This window comes from Clostridium nigeriense (genome assembly GCF_900086595.1).
In the GTDB taxonomy this organism is placed as follows: domain Bacteria; phylum Bacillota; class Clostridia; order Clostridiales; family Clostridiaceae; genus Clostridium; species Clostridium nigeriense.
On sequence record NZ_LT575472.1, the window covers coordinates 2,067,548 to 2,088,462 of the forward strand.

At 26.1% G+C, this 20,915-nt stretch carries 25 protein-coding genes and 1 pseudogene; 21 read left to right on the forward strand and 5 right to left on the reverse strand.

The genetic code is table 11. The features are described from left to right. Positions 1-9: 9 nt before the first annotated feature. The 4 genes from BN6774_RS09935 (at position 10) to scpB (ending at position 4,163) form a co-directional block, all read left to right on the forward strand. Positions 10-1,314, forward strand: a complete 1,305-nt coding sequence (locus BN6774_RS09935; RefSeq protein ID WP_066893154.1) for a pyrimidine-nucleoside phosphorylase — start codon at positions 10-12, stop codon at positions 1,312-1,314. A gap of 88 nt (positions 1,315-1,402) precedes the next feature. Beyond that, the gene (locus tag BN6774_RS09940; protein WP_066893156.1) at positions 1,403-2,620 is read left to right on the forward strand and encodes a D-alanyl-D-alanine carboxypeptidase family protein; all 1,218 of its coding nucleotides are present in this window, start codon (positions 1,403-1,405) and stop codon (positions 2,618-2,620) included. Between the two features lie 195 nt (positions 2,621-2,815). Continuing rightward, a complete protein-coding gene (locus BN6774_RS09945; RefSeq protein ID WP_066893158.1) occupies positions 2,816-3,562 on the forward strand; it encodes a segregation/condensation protein A in 747 nt (248 codons plus the stop codon). Further along, a complete protein-coding gene (gene scpB / locus BN6774_RS09950; protein ID WP_066893160.1) occupies positions 3,555-4,163 on the forward strand; it encodes an SMC-Scp complex subunit ScpB in 609 nt (202 codons plus the stop codon). Before BN6774_RS09945 ends, scpB begins: the two co-directional genes overlap by 8 nt. A gap of 37 nt (positions 4,164-4,200) precedes the next feature. Here the strand turns inward: scpB and ytfJ are convergent, their stop codons facing one another. Both ytfJ and BN6774_RS09960 read right to left on the reverse strand, forming a co-directional pair. Continuing rightward, complete coding sequence (gene ytfJ, locus BN6774_RS09955; RefSeq protein WP_066893162.1) at positions 4,201-4,671, reverse strand: GerW family sporulation protein; 471 nt, start codon at positions 4,669-4,671, stop codon at positions 4,201-4,203. 11 nt (positions 4,672-4,682) lie between these two features. Continuing rightward, complete coding sequence (locus tag BN6774_RS09960) at positions 4,683-5,243, reverse strand: DUF2953 domain-containing protein (protein ID WP_066893165.1); 561 nt, start codon at positions 5,241-5,243, stop codon at positions 4,683-4,685. A gap of 242 nt (positions 5,244-5,485) precedes the next feature. On the opposite strand from BN6774_RS09960, the pseudogene BN6774_RS09965 reads away from it, so the two are divergent. From BN6774_RS09965 to BN6774_RS09995, 7 genes and pseudogenes are all read left to right on the forward strand, one after another. Beyond that, a pseudogene (locus BN6774_RS09965) lies at positions 5,486-6,292 on the forward strand (D-alanyl-D-alanine carboxypeptidase family protein); the annotation flags it as partial. A 340-nt stretch (positions 6,293-6,632) separates the two neighbouring features. Then, positions 6,633-7,625, forward strand: coding sequence for a sulfide/dihydroorotate dehydrogenase-like FAD/NAD-binding protein (locus BN6774_RS09970; RefSeq protein WP_066893169.1), 993 nt, complete (start codon positions 6,633-6,635; stop codon positions 7,623-7,625). After that, positions 7,625-8,902 (forward strand): FAD-dependent oxidoreductase, encoded by a 1,278-nt coding sequence (locus BN6774_RS09975; RefSeq protein ID WP_066896595.1) that lies wholly within the window; start codon positions 7,625-7,627, stop codon positions 8,900-8,902. Before BN6774_RS09970 ends, BN6774_RS09975 begins: the two co-directional genes overlap by 1 nt. 138 nt (positions 8,903-9,040) lie before the next feature. After that, positions 9,041-9,610, forward strand: coding sequence for a hypothetical protein (locus tag BN6774_RS09980; protein WP_066893171.1), 570 nt, complete (start codon positions 9,041-9,043; stop codon positions 9,608-9,610). Between the two features lie 17 nt (positions 9,611-9,627). Next, complete coding sequence (locus BN6774_RS09985) at positions 9,628-9,810, forward strand: hypothetical protein (protein WP_066893173.1); 183 nt, start codon at positions 9,628-9,630, stop codon at positions 9,808-9,810. An 11-nt stretch (positions 9,811-9,821) separates the two neighbouring features. Further along, a complete protein-coding gene (locus BN6774_RS09990; protein WP_066893175.1) occupies positions 9,822-10,334 on the forward strand; it encodes a hypothetical protein in 513 nt (170 codons plus the stop codon). 64 nt (positions 10,335-10,398) lie between these two features. Continuing rightward, positions 10,399-10,596, forward strand: a complete 198-nt coding sequence (locus BN6774_RS09995; RefSeq protein WP_066893177.1) for a hypothetical protein — start codon at positions 10,399-10,401, stop codon at positions 10,594-10,596. Between the two features lie 99 nt (positions 10,597-10,695). On the opposite strand, the gene BN6774_RS10000 is transcribed toward BN6774_RS09995, so the two are convergent. Together BN6774_RS10000 and BN6774_RS10005 are read right to left on the reverse strand one after the other, a co-directional pair. Next, the gene (locus tag BN6774_RS10000; RefSeq protein WP_066893179.1) at positions 10,696-11,172 is read right to left on the reverse strand and encodes a hypothetical protein; all 477 of its coding nucleotides are present in this window, start codon (positions 11,170-11,172) and stop codon (positions 10,696-10,698) included. Positions 11,173-11,247: 75 nt separating this feature from the next. Next, positions 11,248-11,637, reverse strand: coding sequence for a PadR family transcriptional regulator (locus BN6774_RS10005; protein ID WP_066893181.1), 390 nt, complete (start codon positions 11,635-11,637; stop codon positions 11,248-11,250). 170 nt (positions 11,638-11,807) lie between these two features. Here BN6774_RS10005 and BN6774_RS10010 point away from each other — a divergent pair, with 170 nt between their 5' ends. The 8 genes from BN6774_RS10010 (at position 11,808) to BN6774_RS18520 (ending at position 18,378) form a co-directional block, all read left to right on the forward strand. Next, on the forward strand, positions 11,808-11,993 hold the full coding sequence (locus tag BN6774_RS10010) for a hypothetical protein (protein ID WP_066893183.1): 186 nt from the start codon (positions 11,808-11,810) through the stop codon (positions 11,991-11,993). Between the two features lie 89 nt (positions 11,994-12,082). Beyond that, positions 12,083-12,418, forward strand: a complete 336-nt coding sequence (locus tag BN6774_RS10015) for a hypothetical protein (RefSeq protein ID WP_066893185.1) — start codon at positions 12,083-12,085, stop codon at positions 12,416-12,418. A 68-nt stretch (positions 12,419-12,486) separates the two neighbouring features. Next, on the forward strand, positions 12,487-13,422 hold the full coding sequence (locus BN6774_RS10020; RefSeq protein WP_066893186.1) for a hypothetical protein: 936 nt from the start codon (positions 12,487-12,489) through the stop codon (positions 13,420-13,422). A 100-nt stretch (positions 13,423-13,522) separates the two neighbouring features. After that, the gene (locus BN6774_RS10025; RefSeq protein WP_066893188.1) at positions 13,523-15,031 is read left to right on the forward strand and encodes a DUF1846 domain-containing protein; all 1,509 of its coding nucleotides are present in this window, start codon (positions 13,523-13,525) and stop codon (positions 15,029-15,031) included. Between the two features lie 105 nt (positions 15,032-15,136). Beyond that, the gene (locus BN6774_RS10030) at positions 15,137-16,801 is read left to right on the forward strand and encodes a ribonuclease J (protein WP_066893190.1); all 1,665 of its coding nucleotides are present in this window, start codon (positions 15,137-15,139) and stop codon (positions 16,799-16,801) included. A 47-nt stretch (positions 16,802-16,848) separates the two neighbouring features. Further along, on the forward strand, positions 16,849-17,577 hold the full coding sequence (locus BN6774_RS10035; protein WP_066893192.1) for an HAD-IB family hydrolase: 729 nt from the start codon (positions 16,849-16,851) through the stop codon (positions 17,575-17,577). Positions 17,578-17,651: 74 nt separating this feature from the next. Then, complete coding sequence (locus BN6774_RS10040; RefSeq protein WP_066893194.1) at positions 17,652-18,161, forward strand: hypothetical protein; 510 nt, start codon at positions 17,652-17,654, stop codon at positions 18,159-18,161. A gap of 61 nt (positions 18,162-18,222) precedes the next feature. After that, positions 18,223-18,378 carry a hypothetical protein gene (locus BN6774_RS18520; RefSeq protein WP_159426830.1) on the forward strand — a complete coding sequence of 52 codons (156 nt, stop codon included), beginning with the start codon at positions 18,223-18,225 and terminating at the stop codon, positions 18,376-18,378. A gap of 39 nt (positions 18,379-18,417) precedes the next feature. Here BN6774_RS18520 and ilvA read toward each other — a convergent pair whose 3' ends face one another. After that, positions 18,418-19,617, reverse strand: coding sequence for a threonine ammonia-lyase (gene ilvA, locus BN6774_RS10045; RefSeq protein WP_066893196.1), 1,200 nt, complete (start codon positions 19,615-19,617; stop codon positions 18,418-18,420). A 139-nt stretch (positions 19,618-19,756) separates the two neighbouring features. Between ilvA and BN6774_RS18630 the strand changes: the two genes are divergently transcribed. Together BN6774_RS18630 and BN6774_RS10050 are read left to right on the forward strand one after the other, a co-directional pair. Continuing rightward, positions 19,757-19,918 carry a hypothetical protein gene (locus tag BN6774_RS18630; RefSeq protein WP_167349598.1) on the forward strand — a complete coding sequence of 54 codons (162 nt, stop codon included), beginning with the start codon at positions 19,757-19,759 and terminating at the stop codon, positions 19,916-19,918. After that, positions 19,911-20,774, forward strand: a complete 864-nt coding sequence (locus BN6774_RS10050; protein ID WP_066893198.1) for an SDR family oxidoreductase — start codon at positions 19,911-19,913, stop codon at positions 20,772-20,774. The genes BN6774_RS18630 and BN6774_RS10050 overlap by 8 nt, the downstream gene beginning before the upstream one ends. The last annotated feature ends 141 nt before the right edge of the window (positions 20,775-20,915 follow it).

The window sequence follows — 20,915 nt, forward strand, 5'->3', positions numbered from 1 at the left end:
CATATTTCAATGAGAATGTATGACATAATAGTTAAAAAGAGAAAAGGCCAAGAATTGTCTAAAGAAGAAATTGATTTTTTCGTAGATGGTTTTACAAAGGGAGAGATACCAGATTATCAAGTATCAGCTCTACTTATGGCTATATTTTTTAATAAAATGAATACTAAAGAAACAGCAGATTTAACTATGGCAATGGTAAATTCAGGTGATGTTATTGACTTATCTTCAATTGATGGTGTAAAGGTAGATAAACATTCAACTGGTGGAGTTGGAGATAAAACAAGCATATGTTTAACTCCTTTAGTAGCTTCATTGGGAGTTCCTGTATCAAAAATGTCAGGAAGAGGATTAGGTCATACTGGTGGAACTATTGATAAATTAGAGTCATTTAGTGGATTTTCTGTGGAATTAACAGAGGAAGAGTTTATTAATAATTCCAATACTATTGGTATAGCATTAACAGGTCAAACAGGAAATATAGCTCCGGCAGACAAAAAGCTATATGCTTTAAGAGATGTAACTGGAACTGTAGATAATATGTCTTTAATAGCTTCAAGTATTATGAGTAAAAAGATAGCTTCAGGTGCAGATGCTATTGTACTAGATGTTAAAGTTGGAGATGGAGCCTTTATGAAAACTCCAGAGGATGCTAAGGCTTTAGCATTAGAAATGGTTAATATAGGTAAGTCTGTCGGAAGAAAAACGATTGGTGTAATTTCTGATATGGATCAGCCATTAGGATATGCAATTGGAAATGCCTTAGAAGTAAAAGAAGCTATTGATTTATTAAAGGGAAATGGACCAAAGGATTTATTAGAATTAACTTTAACTCTAGGAAGTTATATGATTATATGTGCTAATAAAGCTGAAACTTTTGATGAGGCAAAGGCACTATTATTAGAAAATATAAATAATGGTAAGGGATTAGAAAAACTTAAAGAATTTGTTAAGGCACAGGGAGGAGATTCCTCATTTATTGATGATACAAATAAACTTCCAAAAGCTAAGTATATTGAAGAAGTTAGAGCAAATAGAAGTGGAATAGTAACTAAAATTAATGCAGAAGCTTTTGGATTAATAGCTATGGAACTTGGAGCTGGAAGAGAAACAAAAGAGAGCGATATAGATTTAGCTGTAGGGATAGTGCTTAATAAAAAAAGAGAAGATAAAGTTAAAGAGGGGGAAGTACTAGCTTACATTCATAGTAATGATATAAATAATATAGAAAAGGCTAAACATAAAATTTTAAACAATATAGTTATATCTAATGAGTTAAATAAAGAAATACCATTGATATATGATATAGTTAAATAAGTAATGGAAATATGATAAGAAGAATTTAATTCTTTTTATCATATTTTTATTTTTATTGGTAATAATAAGCTTGAAGGGAGGAAATATTATGAATAAAAAAATTTTAAGTAAAGTTATGGTTATAACTTTAAGTTTATTATCTTTAAATATTTTACCTGTAAAAGCTGATGTAGAACCATATGATGATGCTGAAACTTATGGAGAGTGGAGTGTGGAAACTTTTACTGATGAAGGTATAAATGTAGATGCAAAGTCTGCATTATTAATAGAGCCTGTTTCAGGTAAAGTATTATATGAAAAAAATCCTGATGAAAAGTTTGCACCAGCATCTGTTACTAAAATAATGACTATGCTATTAACTATGGAAGCTATAGATAGTGGCAAAATATCATTAAGTGATAAAGTAACATGTAGTGAAAATGCAAAGAAAATGGGTGGAAGCACTATGCTTCTTGATACAGGAGAAGTAAGAACTGTAGAAGAATTATTAAAGGGTGTAGCAATTGCATCTGGAAATGATGCGGCAGTTGCTTTAGCTGAATATCTAGGAGGAACAGAAGAAGCTTTTGTAGATATGATGAATAAAAGAGCACAAGAATTAGGTATGACAAATACAACTTTTAGAAACTGTAATGGTCTACCAAAGGAAGGTCATTTATCAACTGCAAGAGATATAGCAATTATGTCTTTAGAATTATTAAAGCATCCTACTATCTTAAAGTATACAGGCACATATATGGAAACTATATCTGAGGGAAGATTATCACCAATTGAGCTTGTAAATCATAATAAACTTGTAAGGTTTTTTGAAGGTTGTGATGGCTTAAAAACTGGTTATACGGAAGAAGCAAAATATTGCATTTCTGCAACTTCAACAAGGAATGGAGTAAGAATGCTTTCAGTAATTATGGGTGCACCTACTTATAAGGTAAGAAATCGTGATGCTGGAATGCTTATGAATTTTGGATTTTCTAAGTTTGAAGGTAGAAAAGTATTAGTAAAAGATGAAGATGTAGAAAATATTTATTTAAGCAAAAATACAGATAAATTCTTCATAGCTAAGGCGAAAGATGATTTAATCGCAATTATTCCAAAGGGTGAAAATAAAGAAATTGAGAAAAAAATCAATATAAATGAAGTTAAAAAAGAATATAAAGCAGGAGAAATAGTAGGTAAGTGTGAAATTTACCTTGGAGAAGATAAGATTGGAGAAGTAGAATTATATTCTGATAGAGATATAAAATTAGGTGGAATATTTGAAAACTTTAAGTTTAATATGAAAAATATGTTTAGAAAAGGAATATAGAAGTATCTTTTTTGATAGTTCTAATTAAAGTGCGGAATTATTTCAGTAATGAATATATATTATTGAAAACAATTCCGTATTTTATTTTTAGACTATTACAATAAATCTTAATTAACTTAAAAAGGTTGTCCTTTACAAATAAAATTGATATTATATATTCGAAGGAAAATGTATAATTAAAGGCGGATGAGATATATGGAAATGCCAAAGGTTAAGGTAGCAAATTTTGAAGGACCCTTTGATTTATTGCTACATTTAATTAAAAAGAATGAAATGGATATATATAATGTTGAAATATATAAAATTACAAATCAGTATTTGAAATATTTGGATGATATGAAAATTATGGATTTAGATATTACATCTGAATTTATAGTAGTTGCTGCAACATTAATAGAAATTAAGTCTAAAAAATTACTACCTGTAATTAAGAATACAGATGAAAATGAGGAAGACATAGAGAAAAACTTAATGGAAAAGCTTATTGAATATAAAAAAATTAAGGGAGCTGCTTTGTTTTTTAGAGAGAGGTATGTAAGTTCTGGTGATATATATACTAAAAAACCAGAGATTATTGAAGACATAAATATTAATAACAAAGAAGAAGATATATTTAAAAATACAACATTATTAGATTTATATAATATTTATAATAATTTAATTGAGAACTTCTTAATGAAACAAAATAAAGAAAATATTATTCAAAGAAAAATATATGTGGATAAATATAAAATCGAAGATAAGATGAATGATTTACTAGCAATTATAGATAAAAATAGAATAATAAAGTTTAAGGAGATAATAAAAGATAGCGAGTGTAAGTTAGAAGCTGTTGTATCCTTTTTAGCTTTACTAGAGCTTATTAAACTAAGAATCATTAAAGCTTATCAAGATGATAATTTTGAAGATATAATTATGGAAAGGAGATTAATAAATGAATAAAGTGGAAGCGGCTCAATATGAATTTGAAGAAATATCATCAAAGCCTAAAATAAAATCAACTATAGAATCATTATTATTTGTAAGTGGAGACCCTTTAACTATAAAAGATTTAAGTAATGCATTAGAAATTTCTAATAAAACTATCAAAAACATATTAGAAGAAATGATAAGTGAATACGAGGATGAAAAGAGAGGAATCAAGTTAATATCAATCAATGGTGAATATCAATTAGTTACAAAAGCTGAAAATAGTAGTTATATTCAAAAATTATTAAAAAAGAATAAAAGACAGTCTTTATCTCAAGCATCTTTAGAAAGCTTGGCTATAATCGCATATAAACAGCCTATAACCAGGGTAGATATTGATGAAATAAGAGGGGTAAAATCAGAAAGCGCTATGCAGAGATTATTAGAAAAAGATTTAATAAAAGAAGTTGGTAGATTAGAAGTTCCAGGAAGACCTATATTATATGGAACAACTGATGAATTTCTAAGACAATTTGGACTAAAAGAATTAAAAGATCTACCTTCATTAGACCTTTATGAAGATAAATCTAATGAAATAGTTGAAAATATGGAAGAAATCTTAAAAGAGATATAAGATATATTTTAGAACACTAAAATATATCTTATATAAATTAATATAAATTATTAGATGAGGAATCTGTATTATCACAATTGGTATCAGAAACAGAATCTTGACAACAATTATTTTTATTTTTCTTATCTTCGTTAAAAAATCCTTTTACTATATCTATAATTTGAGGGACAGAGTCTACAATTCTATCATAAGTATTATTTTGCTCTACTGGTAATAATCGAACTACATCTTTTCTTAAAACTAAGAAGGCTACTGGTTTTACAGTTATACCAGCTCCAGATCCACCACCAAATGGATGTTTATAAGTATCTTCCATAGGCGCTTTGCATAAGTTACCAAATTCACTTCCACCAGATACAAATCCAAAGGTAACTTTAGATATTGGAATGATGTAGCTACCATCTTTTGTTTCTACAGCATCACCTATTACTGTATTGACATCTATCATATCCTTAAGATTTTCCATTGTGCTTTTCATTAAATTTTCAACCGGATGTTGAGTAGTCATATGTTTCTCCCTTAATTGGGAGCCACCTCCTTTATTTCCATAGATTTAATTATTAAAAATAACATATATATAATATTTGCAATATTAAAGTAAAATATACTAGTTATTCCAAATGAGAAAGTTAAAGTATTAAAATTTGGCTTAATATTAAGATCTAAAGCTTTAACTTTAAAAATAATATTTAAGAAAAAGTATAAAATGCTAGGAATATTACATAAGATTCCGTATAACATAGCACAAAGAGCAGCATCTTCTAATCCATAATTAATATCACCACTAAATTTAATTGTGGGTTTTATCTTATTAGAATTTATATTTTTATATAGCTTTCTTAAGGAAAGTTTTTTTTTCTTAATATTATGTGTATCTGGAGCATTACTTTTATTATTTTTTAAATTTTTATCTATAATTTTCTTTATATATTTATTTTCTATACCATTTTTTGATGAAAAAATTGTATATTTGTAAATCTTAAAATTAAGATTTTTATCTAAATATTCTATTTTAATTTTTAATGGTATTGGTAAAAATAAAATTAATATAGCTATTGAAAATACAATAAATAAAATCATTCCTAAAATCCTTTCAAGTAATAAAGAATGTTCTATTTATAGAAAAATGTAAAATAAATGTTTAAAATTTATCTTTTAGAACAAACTATTTTTAGATGGTTAGTATAGAGGGTGATAATATGAATATTATTAAAAAAGTTTTATCAACTGTTTTATTAGTATTATTGACATTTACATGGAATATTTATTCAGTTAAAGCAATTACTGATGAAAATATTGATAGTGATTATGAGTCAATTGAAATGCTTGAAGAAGATTCTATAGATATTTCATCAGAAGAAGTAAATATAAATACTCCATTAAGAGTATCTGCAAGAAATGCTATAGCTATAGATAGTAAAAACAATACAGTTTTATGGAGCCAAAATGGATATGAAATAGTTCCAATGGCTAGTACTACTAAAATTTTAACAGCTCTAATAGCAATAAATTATGGTAATTTAGAAAAAAAAGTAACCATCAGTAAAAATGCCTCTTCTATTAGAGGCTCAACAGTAGGATATAGAGCTGGTGAAGAAATATCTATGAGAGAATTATTATTTGGATTGATGTTTAGATCTGGAAATGATGCAGCTATTGCAATAGCTGAAGAAATAGGAGGATCTATTGAAGGATTTGCTAATATAATGAATGACTACGCAAAGAGTTTAGGTATAATTAATTCACATTTTGAATCTCCGCATGGATTAGATAGTGAAAAGCATTATTCATCTGCCTATGATTTAGCGATTTTAACATCTAAAGCTATGGAATTTGATGTTTTTAAAGAGCTTGTTGGAGAAAAAATAATATATAAAGAAAAATATAATTTCACTAGAGATTATCAAAATATTAATAAAATATTATATAAGATTCCTGGTGCAAATGGTGTTAAAACTGGTTATACAGGCGGTGCAGGTAAATGTTTAGTTTCCTCAATCAATTATGAAGGTAGAAATATTATTATAGTTGTTTTAAATTGTGTAGATAGATGGAATGTAACAGAGAAGATTTATAATTATGTTATTAAGACTAATAATTTTATGAATAAAAGTAATAAGGATCTATTAAGTGAAGAAAAAGTTGCAGGATTAGGAAATATTATTAATGAAGAGGACATAACTTATGGATACAAGGAAAGTGATGTTATAGAAGTAGAAGTGTTTAATCCTAATTTAGGAATAGAGGTTGGAGATATACTTGGTAAAATATCTATAAAGGATAGCTTATATGAAAAAGATAAATTTCCACTTATAAGTAACATAAATTTAAGTAAAGAAAAATTAGAAAAAATAATTTTAGGAGAAGAGTAGAGGTTTTGCCTCTACTTTTTATTTTTAAATATTGTAACAAATAATATTATAAAAAATAAGTTAATATTGTATAAGAAATATTTGGGGGACATAGTAAATGAGGGAAATTGTAGAATGTATAGATTCTGGAACAGAATTTTGTCCATGTAAACTTGCTGAGGCTGGTGAATGTATAATTTGTTCACAATTACAAGGTAGTTGTTTTTGTGACTGTTTAAATTGGAAAGGGGTCTGTATATATCACGAATATACTAATAATGGATCTAAGGCAAAAGAAGGAAGAAAAACATATAGTTGCTTAGTTAGAGAAACGGAAATATATGAGAAAGATTTACTTTTAATTAAATTTGAAGTACCTCATAAGTTAGCAATAGATTTAGTTAAAGCTGGAAGTTTTATTTTTATAAGACCTGACGAAGATAATATTTATTTTGATGTTCCTATATCTATATTGGAATCTAATATAGATACAAATATAATTTCTATTATGATAGAGATTAGAGGAGTAAAAACTAAAAATTTATTAGAAGTAAAAGCTGGAAATAAAATAATAATAAGAGGGCCATATTGGAATGGAGTATTTGGTCTTAATGATTTAAATTCACAAATGAATAATGAGGTTTTAGTTTTAGCTAGAGGAATTGGTATGGCTCCAATGGTGCCTGTTATTAGAAAGCTTCATCAAAATAATAACAATATAAATTTAATATTAGATAATTCACCTTATAAGGAGTGTTACGTAAAAGATTATTTAAAGGGATATGGTAGCAATATTATAAATGAAGTTTTATTAGATAAGGGAGAGTTAAGCGATGAAGCGAAGGTTAAAATTAAATCACTTATAAAGGAGAAAAATATTAAATATGTTCATATAGCTGGGGCAGATATATTGACAGTTAAATTAATTGAGTTTTTAAATAGTTTAAATAGAAAGGATATAAAACTTTCCTGTTGTAACAATATTAAAATGTGCTGTGGTGAAGGCATATGTGGTAGTTGTACAGCAAGATTTTCAGGACATAGAGTTAAGAGATTTTGTAAAGTTCAAACAGATCCAAGAAAGGTATTTGAAGGGAGAAGATTTATATGATTAAGGTTATTGTAGTAGGTGGAGGATGGGCAGGAGCTTCAGCTGCAATTACAGCAAAAAAAGCAGGAGCAGAAGTTCACCTTTATGAAAAAACTGATTTACTATTAGGTCTTGGTAATGTTGGAGGAATAATGAGAAATAATGGGAGATGGACAGCCTCCGAAGAGTTAATAGAACTTGGTGCTGGAGATCTTATTCAAATAGCTGATAATACTGCTAGACACAAAGATATAGAGTTTCCAGGACATAAACACGCTACTTTATATGATGTTAATTTAATTGAAGGTAGAGTAAGTAAATATTTAGAATCTTTAGGAATAAATATTCATATAGAAAGTAGAGTAACAGATATAAATATAGAAGATAAAAAAATAAAAGGAATATTTTTAAGTGACGGTACTTATGAAGAGGGAGATGTATTTATAGAAACAACAGGAACTACAGGACCAATGGGGAATTGTTTAAGATACGGTAATGGATGTTCTATGTGTATATTGAGATGTCCAGCTTTTGGACCTAGAATAAGCATTAGTGAAAGATGTGGTGTTTCAGATATTCAAGGAGAAAGAGATGAAGATAATTTAGGTGCATTTTCAGGATCTTGTAAGTTAGTTAAGGAAAGCTTATCTAAAGAAATAGTTAAGGAATTAGATGAAAAGGGATGTGTGGTTTTAGAGGTTCCAAAGGAAGATATTAATTATGATAAACTTAGCTCAAAGGTTTGTCAGCAATATGCATTAAAGGAGTTTGCAGAAAATATAATTTTATTAGACACTGGACATGCTAAGCTTATGACCACATATTATCCACTTAAAAAATTAAGGAAAATTAAAGGCCTTGAAGATGCTAAATATGTTGATCCATATGCAGGAAGTAAGGGGAATTCAATAAGATATTTATCTGTTGCTCCAAGAACTAATGATTTAAAAGTCCAAGGAGTAGATAATTTGTTCTGTGCTGGGGAAAAATCAGGATTATTTGTAGGTCATACTGAAGCTATTATTACTGGATCATTAGCAGGACACAATGCTGTAAGATTAGCTATGGGAATACCACTACTAATATTACCTTCTTCTATTGCTATAGGAGATATAATTTCTTATGCAAATGAGAAAGCTGCTACAAGGGAAGGAAGAAAGAATAGATATACCTTTGCTGGTGCAGAGTATTTTAAAAGGATGAAAGATTTAGGATTATACACTACTAACAAGCAAGAAATTAAAGAAAGAATTAGGAAAGTTAATTTAGATAATGTATTTAATCAAAAGCTTATATAATAAAAGGGTGATTTTTATCACCCTTTTATTATATCTTAAACAATATACTCGTAAATGATAAATGAATAAATAATATAAACTGGAAGAATAATAATATTAATGGTAAAATAAAATATATTATTTTACAAAGGAGTTAATATGTTAGATATAGATTTAATGATATTATTTAATGGATTTATAAGAAATTATGTTAATTTAGGATTAAATAAGAATAGTAATAATATAGAGATAATAAAACAAGAAAATAAATATTTTTCTACAATAGGTAAATTATTAGGTTTTTCAGTTGTTAACAAAAAAAATTATAATGATATTAATATTGAAATATGCTGGAATGAATATGAACTTGATACAGTCAGTGAATCCTTAATAAAATTTCAAATGTTTAGAGAAATAGATTTAACAAAAGATTTATTAGCTATCCATAACTTGTTAAATAATATTAAGGAAAATCCTAATAGAGGTTATATTCAAATTTTAGAAACATCATCTAATAATAGGGTAGATTTCTTAAATAATATAGTTAAAACTTCAATAGTGTCATGTACATCTGAATACTTAATAATATATATTACTAGAGATGTAATTAAAAATATAACCTACTTTAATTCTTATTTATTTAAGGGAAATGAAATTATAAAAAATAAAATTGGATTATCTTCAAGTGATAAAGAAGAAAATTTAATAGCAAATTTTAAAATTCATTAATTTATAGGGGAAATAATATGAATATTACAAAAAGCAAGATATATGAGTTTTGGAATACAGAACATAATAAGGTAATTAAATATAGACAAATAATAAAAAATAATAAATTGAATGAGCTAAAGGAAATAGAAACGGAAAATTTAAATGATTTATTAAAAGAAGTTAGGGAGCAAATTAATAAATGGAATGATATTAGTTAGGGAGAATATAAATGTGTATTGAAATTATAGCTAAAATAGATTTTGATGAAATTATAAAGATTAAATTTAAAAATATTTTAGAAGGTTTAAATAACTATAATTATGTTGATATTTATTCTTTGAAAAATAAAAAAGATGAAATTGAGTTAGATTATATTAAAAGTATAGAAGATTTTTATGAATTAAATGAAGGTAATCTTATAATAGATTTTTATAAAAGAAATTTAACTATTGATAGCATTAATTTTATTAAAAGTAAATTAGATCTAAAGGATATTAAATATTTTGATGAATTAATAAATGTTTTAGATAATGAAAATATTTATTATAAAATAAAAGATAAAAAGTGTATAAGTTTACTTACAAAATTATGTACAAGAGAGTTGTTTTTTATTACCTTTTATTTTTATAAATATCCAGCAACCTTATGGGGAAATTATAATCTCAAATTTCCTCTATTTTATAATGAAAATAGTAAGATAGACCAATACCTTAATATTTTAAAAACTAATAAGCTAATTTAATTATTAACTCATAAATTTTACTAAGATATCATAATAATATTATTATAAATAGTAGGTGAAATTTATGAGTAGTTTGAAAAAAGTTTTTTATAAGTTTATTGAAGAAAAATATAATGATGAATCTGATAATAGTGAAGAAATAATATGTAGCATTTGTGGAAAATATATAACTGTAAGAGAAGCTTACATTAAAGATGAAGATTTTAAAATATTTTGCTCTAAGGAATGTTATTTAAAACAATTAAACTCTAAATATTACTAAGAGAAAAAAATATTATATCCAAGTTTTTAATATGTGATATTTTATAATATTAAAGTGTAAAATCGTAAAGATGATAGATTATTCATCTTTACGATTTTTTTATAATGATATTTCATTTTTAAAATTGTTACTTATATTTGAAAATAAATATATAGTGGATAGCCTTAATTTACCGTTTTCTAAAATTCTAAGGTACCATTGTATATTATCAGTGTTTGAATGAGAAATAATTGATTTTTCTTTATCTTTATTATTAAACTTTGGATACATTATATTATAGGAGTTCAAAGTTTCCATAACAACAATTATACTATATTCATAGTCAGTACATAAATATTTTAAATTTGATAAATCAATTAATATACGATTATCTTCTACTTTCGATATGCATTTCAATACTTCTCGAGTTTTAATATTTTTTAAATAGACATTAATTATACTATATTTCTTAAAGTTAATATCCTTAAAATAAAGTATTAAAGAATCATTTTGTAGTAAGTAAAAGTTTATATCTTTTTCTATTGAATTTAAATAATTGGAGTTAAGTTTATTAAAATTATGGTTTGTTTTTTTCATAGTCTCCTCCTTGGAAATTATATATAAAATATAATATTAAAAAAACTATGAAAAGATGATAAATAATAAAAAATATTATTTTTTTAAAAGTTCAATCATAACATCAAGAGTAGCCTTTGTTTTATTTAAATTAGAAATATAATCAGCAATATGATTCTTATAATAATTTATACCACTGTCAGTTATAGAATAAATTTTTTTACTTCTTTTATTTAAATATTCATCACCAGACCAAGTACTTTGAACATAACCATTTAATTCTAAATCGTAAAGTGTCTCATATATAGTACTAGATGAAACTGGAAATGGTAAAGAAGTAGAAGAAAAACGATTCCTAAATTCTTCTAATACCTTATTACCAAAAATAGTATTACCTTTAGATAGTTCTTTAAGTATATAAAATCTATAAAGCATTTTTGTATTTACAACATTTCTTGGAGCTACTAATCGATTTCTTTTTTCCATAATAAAACCTCCTCACACAATATTTTAACATAAAAATATTATATATACAATTAAATAAAATATTCTTAAATAATATACTCGTAAATGATAATAAATTTTAAATATAAACAGAACAAAAAAGATACATATAGAATACTATATACTATACAAAAGAGTAGGAGTTGATAAACATGTCAAGGAGATCATCATACAATAATTGCTGTTGTAGAAATAATTGTTGTTGCAGAAATAATTGTGGTTGTGGTGGCTTTGGTGGAGGCTGTGGCTTCGGTGGAGGTTGTGGCTTCGGCGCTGGCTGTGGCGGCGGTTTTGGATGGCCACTATTATGGTTATTTTTACTAGGTGGTTGTTGGTAGTAAAGTAATAAAAGGATGCATTTAAATGCATCCTTTTGTATTATATAAAATAATGAATCTATATGGTAAAATAGTTAAGAGGTGAGAATATGCTTGAGAATAAATGCTTTTGTGAAAAATGTAATAAGATACAACCTATAAAAGTTAGTAGTTCTATAGATAGTAAAGAATTTAATATTGGCAAAATATCTTATAATAAATTAATAGGGAATTGTTTAATTTGTGGAGACGAAGTGTATTCTATAGAACTTTCTAAAAGAAACAAGATTGAAATAGGTAAAAAAATAAAAGAATTAGAAGAGGAAATGACTATATTAAAAATTATTGAAGATAGTAAATCAGGTAGTTTGAAGATAAAACAAGGAGATGAGGAATTTTTAAAAGAACTTGAAAATATCATACTTAATAAAAATAAAGATAAATAAATAGGTTATTAAAATATGAAGATATTAATATAATATGTTATATAGCATGAATTCCTAGGAGGAAAATAGTGTTAGATTTACTTGTTTATTTAGACGAGTTACTAATAAAGAATTTAAGTTCGTTAGCTTTAAATGGATATATTGATATAAGAACATATAGAAGGATAAGAGATACTACAATAGGTGGAAATGCTAGAGTAAGTGATAGAAGTTCAAATGGATTAGATTATAAAAATCAAAAGGATAAGATTTCAGGATATAAAAGCAAACATAATACATGTGAAGAGCATTATCAAAATGGTGGAGAAAGAAGTTTAGGATTTGAAGGAAGAGATTTTGACAGAAGAGAACAAGAAATAAAAAAAATTAGAACAGTTTTTACACTTCACAATGATTTGATAAGTAATATGTACACAAATAATAATGTTATAAATGCTATTGATTTTAAATCAATAGAAGAACATAATATAAAAGTAGGAGATTATGTAGAAATAAGTGGTTGTGTTCAAGAAACATCAATTCCATTATATATTGATACTTTAATTGAAAGTATTAATTGTTATGGTATTGATTTTTTAAACACTTTTTTAGATAAAGGAAAATTTAAAGGACTAGATTTTGGTATAATTTCAAGACTTTTAGAAGGTTTAAGAAGTAAAATTACTAGGAATGGAACTGGTGATTTAGTTTTAAAGACTAAGGATACATCATTATTATTAGCTATAAATGAAAACAACTTTATTAATAATGGATACAATACTTTTGATTTTGTACAATGTTCTTGTAAAATATTTGGTAAGGTTATGATGATAAAGAAAGATAATGAAAATTGTATAAGTCTTTTAAGAAAATCTTCACAAGAAGATTATTATCAAAAAGTTTTAGAATCTATAGATCCATATTTAGAATTATTAAGAAAAAATAATATTATATTACCTAAAAAACCAGAATGTAATATAAAAGGAAAAATGATAATGATATTGCCAATTAGCATATGTATATAAATTTACATATGCTTTAATTTTTTATAGAAAGAATCTTCGTATTGTTGTATAATTAATATTTAATGAGTTAACTTTAAGAATAGAGAAAAGAGGCAAAGATATGGAAATTGGATTCGATCATAAGAAATACTTAGAGGAACAATCTAAATATATTTTAGAGAGAGTAAATAATTATGACAAATTGTATTTAGAATTCGGTGGAAAATTAATGTTTGATTTACATGCAAAAAGAGTTCTACCAGGATTTGATGAGAATGCAAAAATAAAATTACTTCAAAAATTAAAGGAAAAAGTTGAAGTTGTTATATGTGTATATGCAGGTGACATAGAAAGAAATAAAATAAGAGGCGATTTTGGTATTACATATGATTTAGAAGTATTAAGGTTAATTGATGATTTAAGATCTTATGAATTAGATGTTAATAGTGTTGTTATTACTAGATATGATGGACAACCGGCTACTACTGTTTTTATTAATAAACTAGAAAGAAGAGGAATTAAGGTTTATAAACATAAAGCAACTATGGGATATCCAACAGATGTTGATACAATTGTTAGTGATAAAGGATATGGTCAAAATCCATATATTGAAACTTCTAAACCAATAGTTGTAGTTACAGCACCTGGTCCAGGTAGTGGTAAATTAGCTACATGCTTAAGCCAATTATATCATGAAAATAAAAGAGGAAATATAGCAGGTTATTCTAAATTTGAGACCTTCCCTGTATGGAATGTTCCATTAAAACATCCATTAAACATAGCATATGAAGCAGCTACAGTGGACTTAAAAGACGTAAATATGATAGATTCATTCCACTTTGATGCATATAATAAGGTTGCTGTTAATTATAATAGAGATATAGAAAGCTTTCCTGTTTTAAAAAGAATAATTGAGAAAATTACAGGTAAAGAATCCATTTATAAATCACCTACAGATATGGGGGTTAATAGAGTTGGATTTGGAATAGTTAATGATAGTGTTGTTAAAGAAGCTTCTAATCAAGAAATAATAAGAAGATATTTTAAAACAATATGTGAGTATAAAAAAGGATATGTAGATAAAGAAGTGGCAGATAGAGCCAAGTTAATAATGGAGGAATTAAATCTTAAGGAAAGCGATAGAAGTGTTGTACTTCCTGCAAGAGAATATTCTTTAAAGAAAAAAAATGAAAATAACAAGAGTGAAATTCCTTCAGTAGTAGCATTACAACTTGAAGATGGTACAATAATTACTGGAAGAGGATCTGATATTATGGATGCTCCAGCTGCTGTAATTTTAAATTCTATTAAGCATTTTGCTAATATATCAGATGATATACATTTAATATCTCCTGTCATATTAGAACCAATACAAAATTTAAAATTTAAAACATTAGGGATAAAAAATACAGTTTTAAATTGTGAAGAAATATTAATTGCATTAAGTATATGTGCAGCTACAAACCCTACAGCTCAAGTTGCATTAAATAAGTTATCACAATTAAAAGGATGCCAAGCTCACTCAACAACCATAATATCTCATAATGATGAACAAACTTTTAGAAGATTAGAAATAGATATTACCTGCGATCCAGAATATCAAAGCGAAAATTTATATTACAATAATTAGTTTATGAAATCTCCTAGTTTTCACTAGGAGATTATTATTTTAACTTTTTTAATTTAAAATTGTTTTTTTGGAAATACTACTCTTAAGAAAAGAGGAGGTTTTTCGATGGAGAAAGATATATTTGTAAAAGTTATTCCTTTAGGTGGAGTTGGAGAAATAGGGAAAAATATTACGGCTATTGAAACTAAAAAAGAAATTTTAGTTATAGATTGTGGAATTGCTTTCCCAGACGAAGAAATGTATGGTGTAGATCTAATAATTCCAGATATATCATATTTAAAAGAGAATAGTGAAAAGGTTAAAGGTTTCTTTATAACTCATGGTCATGAAGATCATATAGGAGCTATACCTTATATATTAAAACAGATAAATGTTCCTATATATGGAACTAAGTTAGCTTTAGCTATAATAGAAAATAAACTCAAAGAACATGGATTAGAAGATACAACTAAATTAATTAGTGTTAATCCAGGCTCCAAGGTAGACTTTCTAGAAAATAGTGTTGAGTTTATTCAAAGTACCCATAGTATAGCAGAATCTTGTTGTTTATCAATAAAAACGCCTTTAGGAACAATTTTTCATACAGGAGATTTTAAAATAGATTTAACGCCTATAGATAACAAAGTGATTGATATAGATAGGATTTCAACTATTGGTAAAGAGGGAGTACTATTACTTATGGCGGATAGTACTAATGTTGAAAGAAATGGATACACAATGTCGGAAAAATCTATAGGAAATACATTTAATAGGATATTTAGGAAAGCTAAAGGAAGAATTATAGTAGCTACCTTTGCATCTAATATTCATAGAATGCAACAAATTGTAAATGCATCATTAGAAAATAATAGGAAGGTATCTTTTTCAGGGAGAAGTATGGAGAGTATTTCTAAGCTATCTTTAGAGTTGGGATACTTGCATATTCCAGAAGATATGATAGTAGAAATTGATGATATAAATAATTACAGAAATGAAAATATAACAATAGTAACAACTGGCAGCCAAGGTGAGCCAATGGCAGCCTTAGCTAGGATCGCTTTTGGTAATCATCGAAAAATTAAAATTGAAAAAGATGATTTGTTCATAATTTCAGCATCTCCAATTCCAGGAAATGATAAACTAATATCAAAGGTAATTAATGAGTTGTTTAAAAAAGGGGTAGACGTAATATACGAAGATTTAGAGGAAGTTCATGTTTCAGGTCATGCATATAGAGAAGAATTAAAATTAATGCATAGATTAATAAACCCTATATATTTTATGCCTGTACATGGTGAATATAGACATTTAAAACATCATAAAGATTTAGCTATTGAACTTGGAATGGAGCAAAAAGATATTTTTATATTAGATAGAGGAGATATTTTAGAAATAAATACCGATGAAGCTAAAGTTAATGGTAAAGTTCAATCAGGAACTGTTTTAGTAGATGGTTTAGGTGTAGGGGATGTCGGAACCTTAGTCCTAAGAGATAGAAAGCATTTGGCACAGGATGGATTAGTAAATATTGTAGTAACTATTGAAAAAGAAAGTTATAGTATAATAGCTGGACCAGATATTATAACAAGAGGTTTTGTTTATGTAAAAGAATCGGAAGAACTAATAAACGAATTAAAAGAAATTGCGGAAGAAGAATTACAAAATTGTTTAGATAACAAAATACTTGAATGGTATTTAATAAAAGCTAATATTAAAAAGGCTTTAGAAAGATATATTTATGATAAAACAAAAAGGCGACCAACAATTATACCAATAATTATGGAAATTTAACTAAAATGTTATATAATATATATTAAAAAAGAAAATGGAGGGGTTTTATGAAAAACGTAGCAGCATTTTTTGATATTGATGGAACAATATATAGAGAAGGTCTAATTACCGAAGTTTTTAAAAAGATTATAAAATATGAATTAGTAAGCGAGAATAAATGGTATAGAGATGTTAGACCGGCCTATCTAAAATGGGATAAGAGGCAAGGAGATTATGATACTTATTTACTTAAAATGGTTGATATTTATACAGAAGCTATAAAAGGTCTTGATAAGTTCCATATAGATTATATAGCTAAAAAAGTAATAGAGCAAAAGGGAGATCGAGTTTATACTTTTAGTAGAGAAAGAATTAAATGGCATAAAGAACAAGGACATATAGTTATTGCAATTTCAGGTTCTCCTAGTGAATTAGTTAATGAAATGTCTAAAAAATATAATATGGATGACTTTAAAGGTACAGTATATAAGTTAGATGAAGAAAATAAATATAGCGGAGAAGTAATTCCAATGTGGGATCATGAAAGTAAATTATCTGCAATTAAAGAATTTGAAAGTAAATATAATATAGATTTAAGCAAAAGCTATGCATATGGTGATACCTCAGGGGATATAAGTATGTTTCAATCAGTCGGAATACCTTACGCTATCAATCCAACTAAGGAATTATTAGATAAAGTCATGAAAGATAAGGACATAAGAGAAAAAATAAAGGTTATAGTTGAACGTAAAGATGTAACATATAGTTTAAATGTTGATTGTATAGATTTAATTTAAAATAGACAATATACTTCTTAGGTTATATAATATTAAAGAAATATTAGATTTAATATTATTTTAAGGAGAAGATTATGTTAACTATAGAGGATAAAATACTAGAAGAAAAAATTAAGCAGTTAAAAAAAGCAATTGAAATAGTAGGAGGAAAAAGTTTCCTTGATGAATTTAAAAATATTGAAGATTTAGCTAACTATATTCTAAAGAATTCTTTTAAAGGTGATAAAATAATATTTGAAATAATGGATAATGAATATTCAATTGAAGACTTAATGAAGATAAAATTAGATTATGAAAAGAATTATATTAAAAATAAAAAAATATATATAGAAAAGATCACATATAAAATTAAGGAATATAATACTTACTTAGATTCTTTAATTAGAAAATATAGGAAAAATGGTGGCGTTGAAGAGTTTAGAAGTATAAAAGAAGAAATAAATTTAAGGTATTCTAAAGATATAAATTCATTTTTACTATATAAAATAAATACTAATAATTTATGTAATGAAAATATATATGGAGAATATTTAAAATCAAAAAAAGAAGATTTTATAAATTCTATAATATGTAATATAGTTTAGATAATAAAATAATCTCTTAAGGGAAAAATAATATTGAAGTACAACCTTAGGAGGTAGTAATATGAAAAATAAATTAATGAGGAAAATGAAAAGAACTTTTAAAAAGAATAAAGCAAAAGGTATGCTTTTATTTGAAATGGCTGATGATTTCATGGATATTATTCAAAATGCCAAAATATATAAAAAGATGAATAAAAAAAGAAAAAGACTAAGATAATAGTAAAACTGGCTTAAGCTAATGGCTTAAGCCAGTTTTTTAATACATTTGAATAATTTTGAAACCTTTTTTATTAAATGTTGATTTAATTAAATCTATATGCTCAGTTCCATTAGTTTCAACTGTTACTTCTAACAAAACATTTTTTAATCTATTTGCCGCTTTAAACTGATTATGTTCAAGTTGAACCACATTTGCATTGACTTCAGATAATATTTTAGAGATTTCTTGTAATTGGCCTGGGGTATCAGGCAATTCAACTGAAAAGCAAAATAATCTTCCTCTTTCAACTAATCCATCACTTATTAATGATGAAATAGTTAACATATCGATATTTCCACCACTTATAATAGAAACTACTTTTTTACCATAAAGGTTTAATTTTTTTAAGGCTGCTAAGGAAGCAGCACCAGAAGCCTCAGCTAATAACTTATGCTTTTCGCAAAGAATTAAAAAAGCTTCAGCTATTTCTTTATCTGAAACAGTTACTATATCATCAACATATTCTCTTATTATATTATAAGTTAATTCTCCTGGACATTTTACTGCAATTCCATCAGCTATTGTATTTACTGAATTTAGAGATATTAATTTTTTGTTTTTAAAACTTTTTTCCATAGCATTAGCGCCTTCAGCTTGTACACCTATTATTTTTATATTAGGATTTAATTCTTTAGCAGCTAAGGATATACCACTAATTAATCCCCCGCCACCAATAGGGCAAATTATAACATCTACATCAGTAATTTCCTCTAAAATTTCAAGTGCGATAGTACCTTGTCCATAAATGACATTTATATCATTAAAAGGATGAATAAACACAGAATTATATTCACTTTCAATTGATTTAGCTTTTAGAAAAGCATCATCATAACATGTACCATGTAAAACAACACTTCCTCCAAATTCTTTTGTTGATTGGATTTTTAAATAAGGGGTGTTTTTTGGCATAACTATAGTTGAATTAACACCAAAAAGAGTAGCTGCATATGCAACTCCTTGTGCATGATTACCTGCTGAAGAACAAACAACCCCTTTTAACTTCTCTTCATCAGTTAATGTTCTAATTTTATTAAGAGCCCCTCTAATTTTATATGCTCCTGTAATTTGTAAATTTTCACATTTCATATATACAGAGCAATTGTTCATTTTAGAAAAAATTGGACTATGTAAAATTGGAGTTTTATTAATAATATCTTTTATATTTTCTCTTGTTCTTTTAATTTCATTTAAATGCATATGTTTCCACTCCTAGTAATTTTTGTAGTTAATATTATATCACTGCTTAATAAATATGTGAAGATTTTAAATTTTAAAAAAGTATAATTTATTTTAAATAATACAACAATAACTATATAAGTAAGAAAGGAGAGATAAAATGGATAAATCATTAATTGATTTAAGCAATATTGGTAACTTTACTAAAATTGCAGTTAAAAATTTTGAAAACAACATAGTTAATAAAACTGATTATTTAGAAAGTGTAAAAAGAAATAAACTTGGAAATGAATATGATTTTAAGGAGGATAAATATGAATAATAATTTTCCTAAAACTTTTCCTGTTCAACATCAAAATGTACAACCTGGAATAGAAGAAAATATGACCCCAAAACCTATTTATAAAAATGATGATAATATTAGTGGAAAGAAACTTAAAGATAAAGTTGCAGTAATAACCGGTGGAGATAGTGGAATTGGAAGAGCTGTTGCTATAGCTTTTGCAAAAGAAGGAGCTAAAATAGCAATTATTTATTTGAATGAGCATGAGGATGCAGAAACTACAAAAAAAGAAATTGAATCTATAGGTGGAGAATGTATTTTAATAAGTGGAGATATTGGAAATGAAGAATTTTGCATTTCATCAATTAACTCTATAAAAAGTAAGTTTAATAAAATAAACATAATAGTAAATAATTCAGCTGAACAACATGTTTGTAATAATCTAACAGATATAACAGAACAGCAGTTAGAAAAGACATTTAGAACTAATGTTTTTGGTGCAGTTTTTATAACTAAAGAAGCATTAAAACATTTATCACAAGGAGATTCTATTATTAATACAACTTCTATAACAGCTTATAATGGTAATGAAACACTTATAGATTATTCAATGACTAAAGGAGCTCTTACAACTTTTACTCGTTCATTAGCATTAAGTTTAATTACTAAGGGGATTAGGGTAAATTCAGTAGCTCCTGGGCCAGTATGGACACCACTTATACCTGCTTCTTTTGATGCAACTAAGGTTTCTATTTTTGGGCAAAGTAACCCTATGAAAAGGGCAGCTCAACCAGTGGAGATAGCAGATGCTTATGTTTTTCTAGCAAGTGATGGAGCTAGTTTTATTACTGGAGAAACAATACATATTAATGGTGGAGAGTTAGTTAATTCATAGAAACAATAATATATTATTGTTGAATCTTTTAAAAGATATAGTTATTTTGCTAAATTAATAAATAATATAGTAAAATTTACAAATATATGGTAAAATATAGATATTTTCTACGGGTTTTTTAATTTTATGTTTATAGGGGGT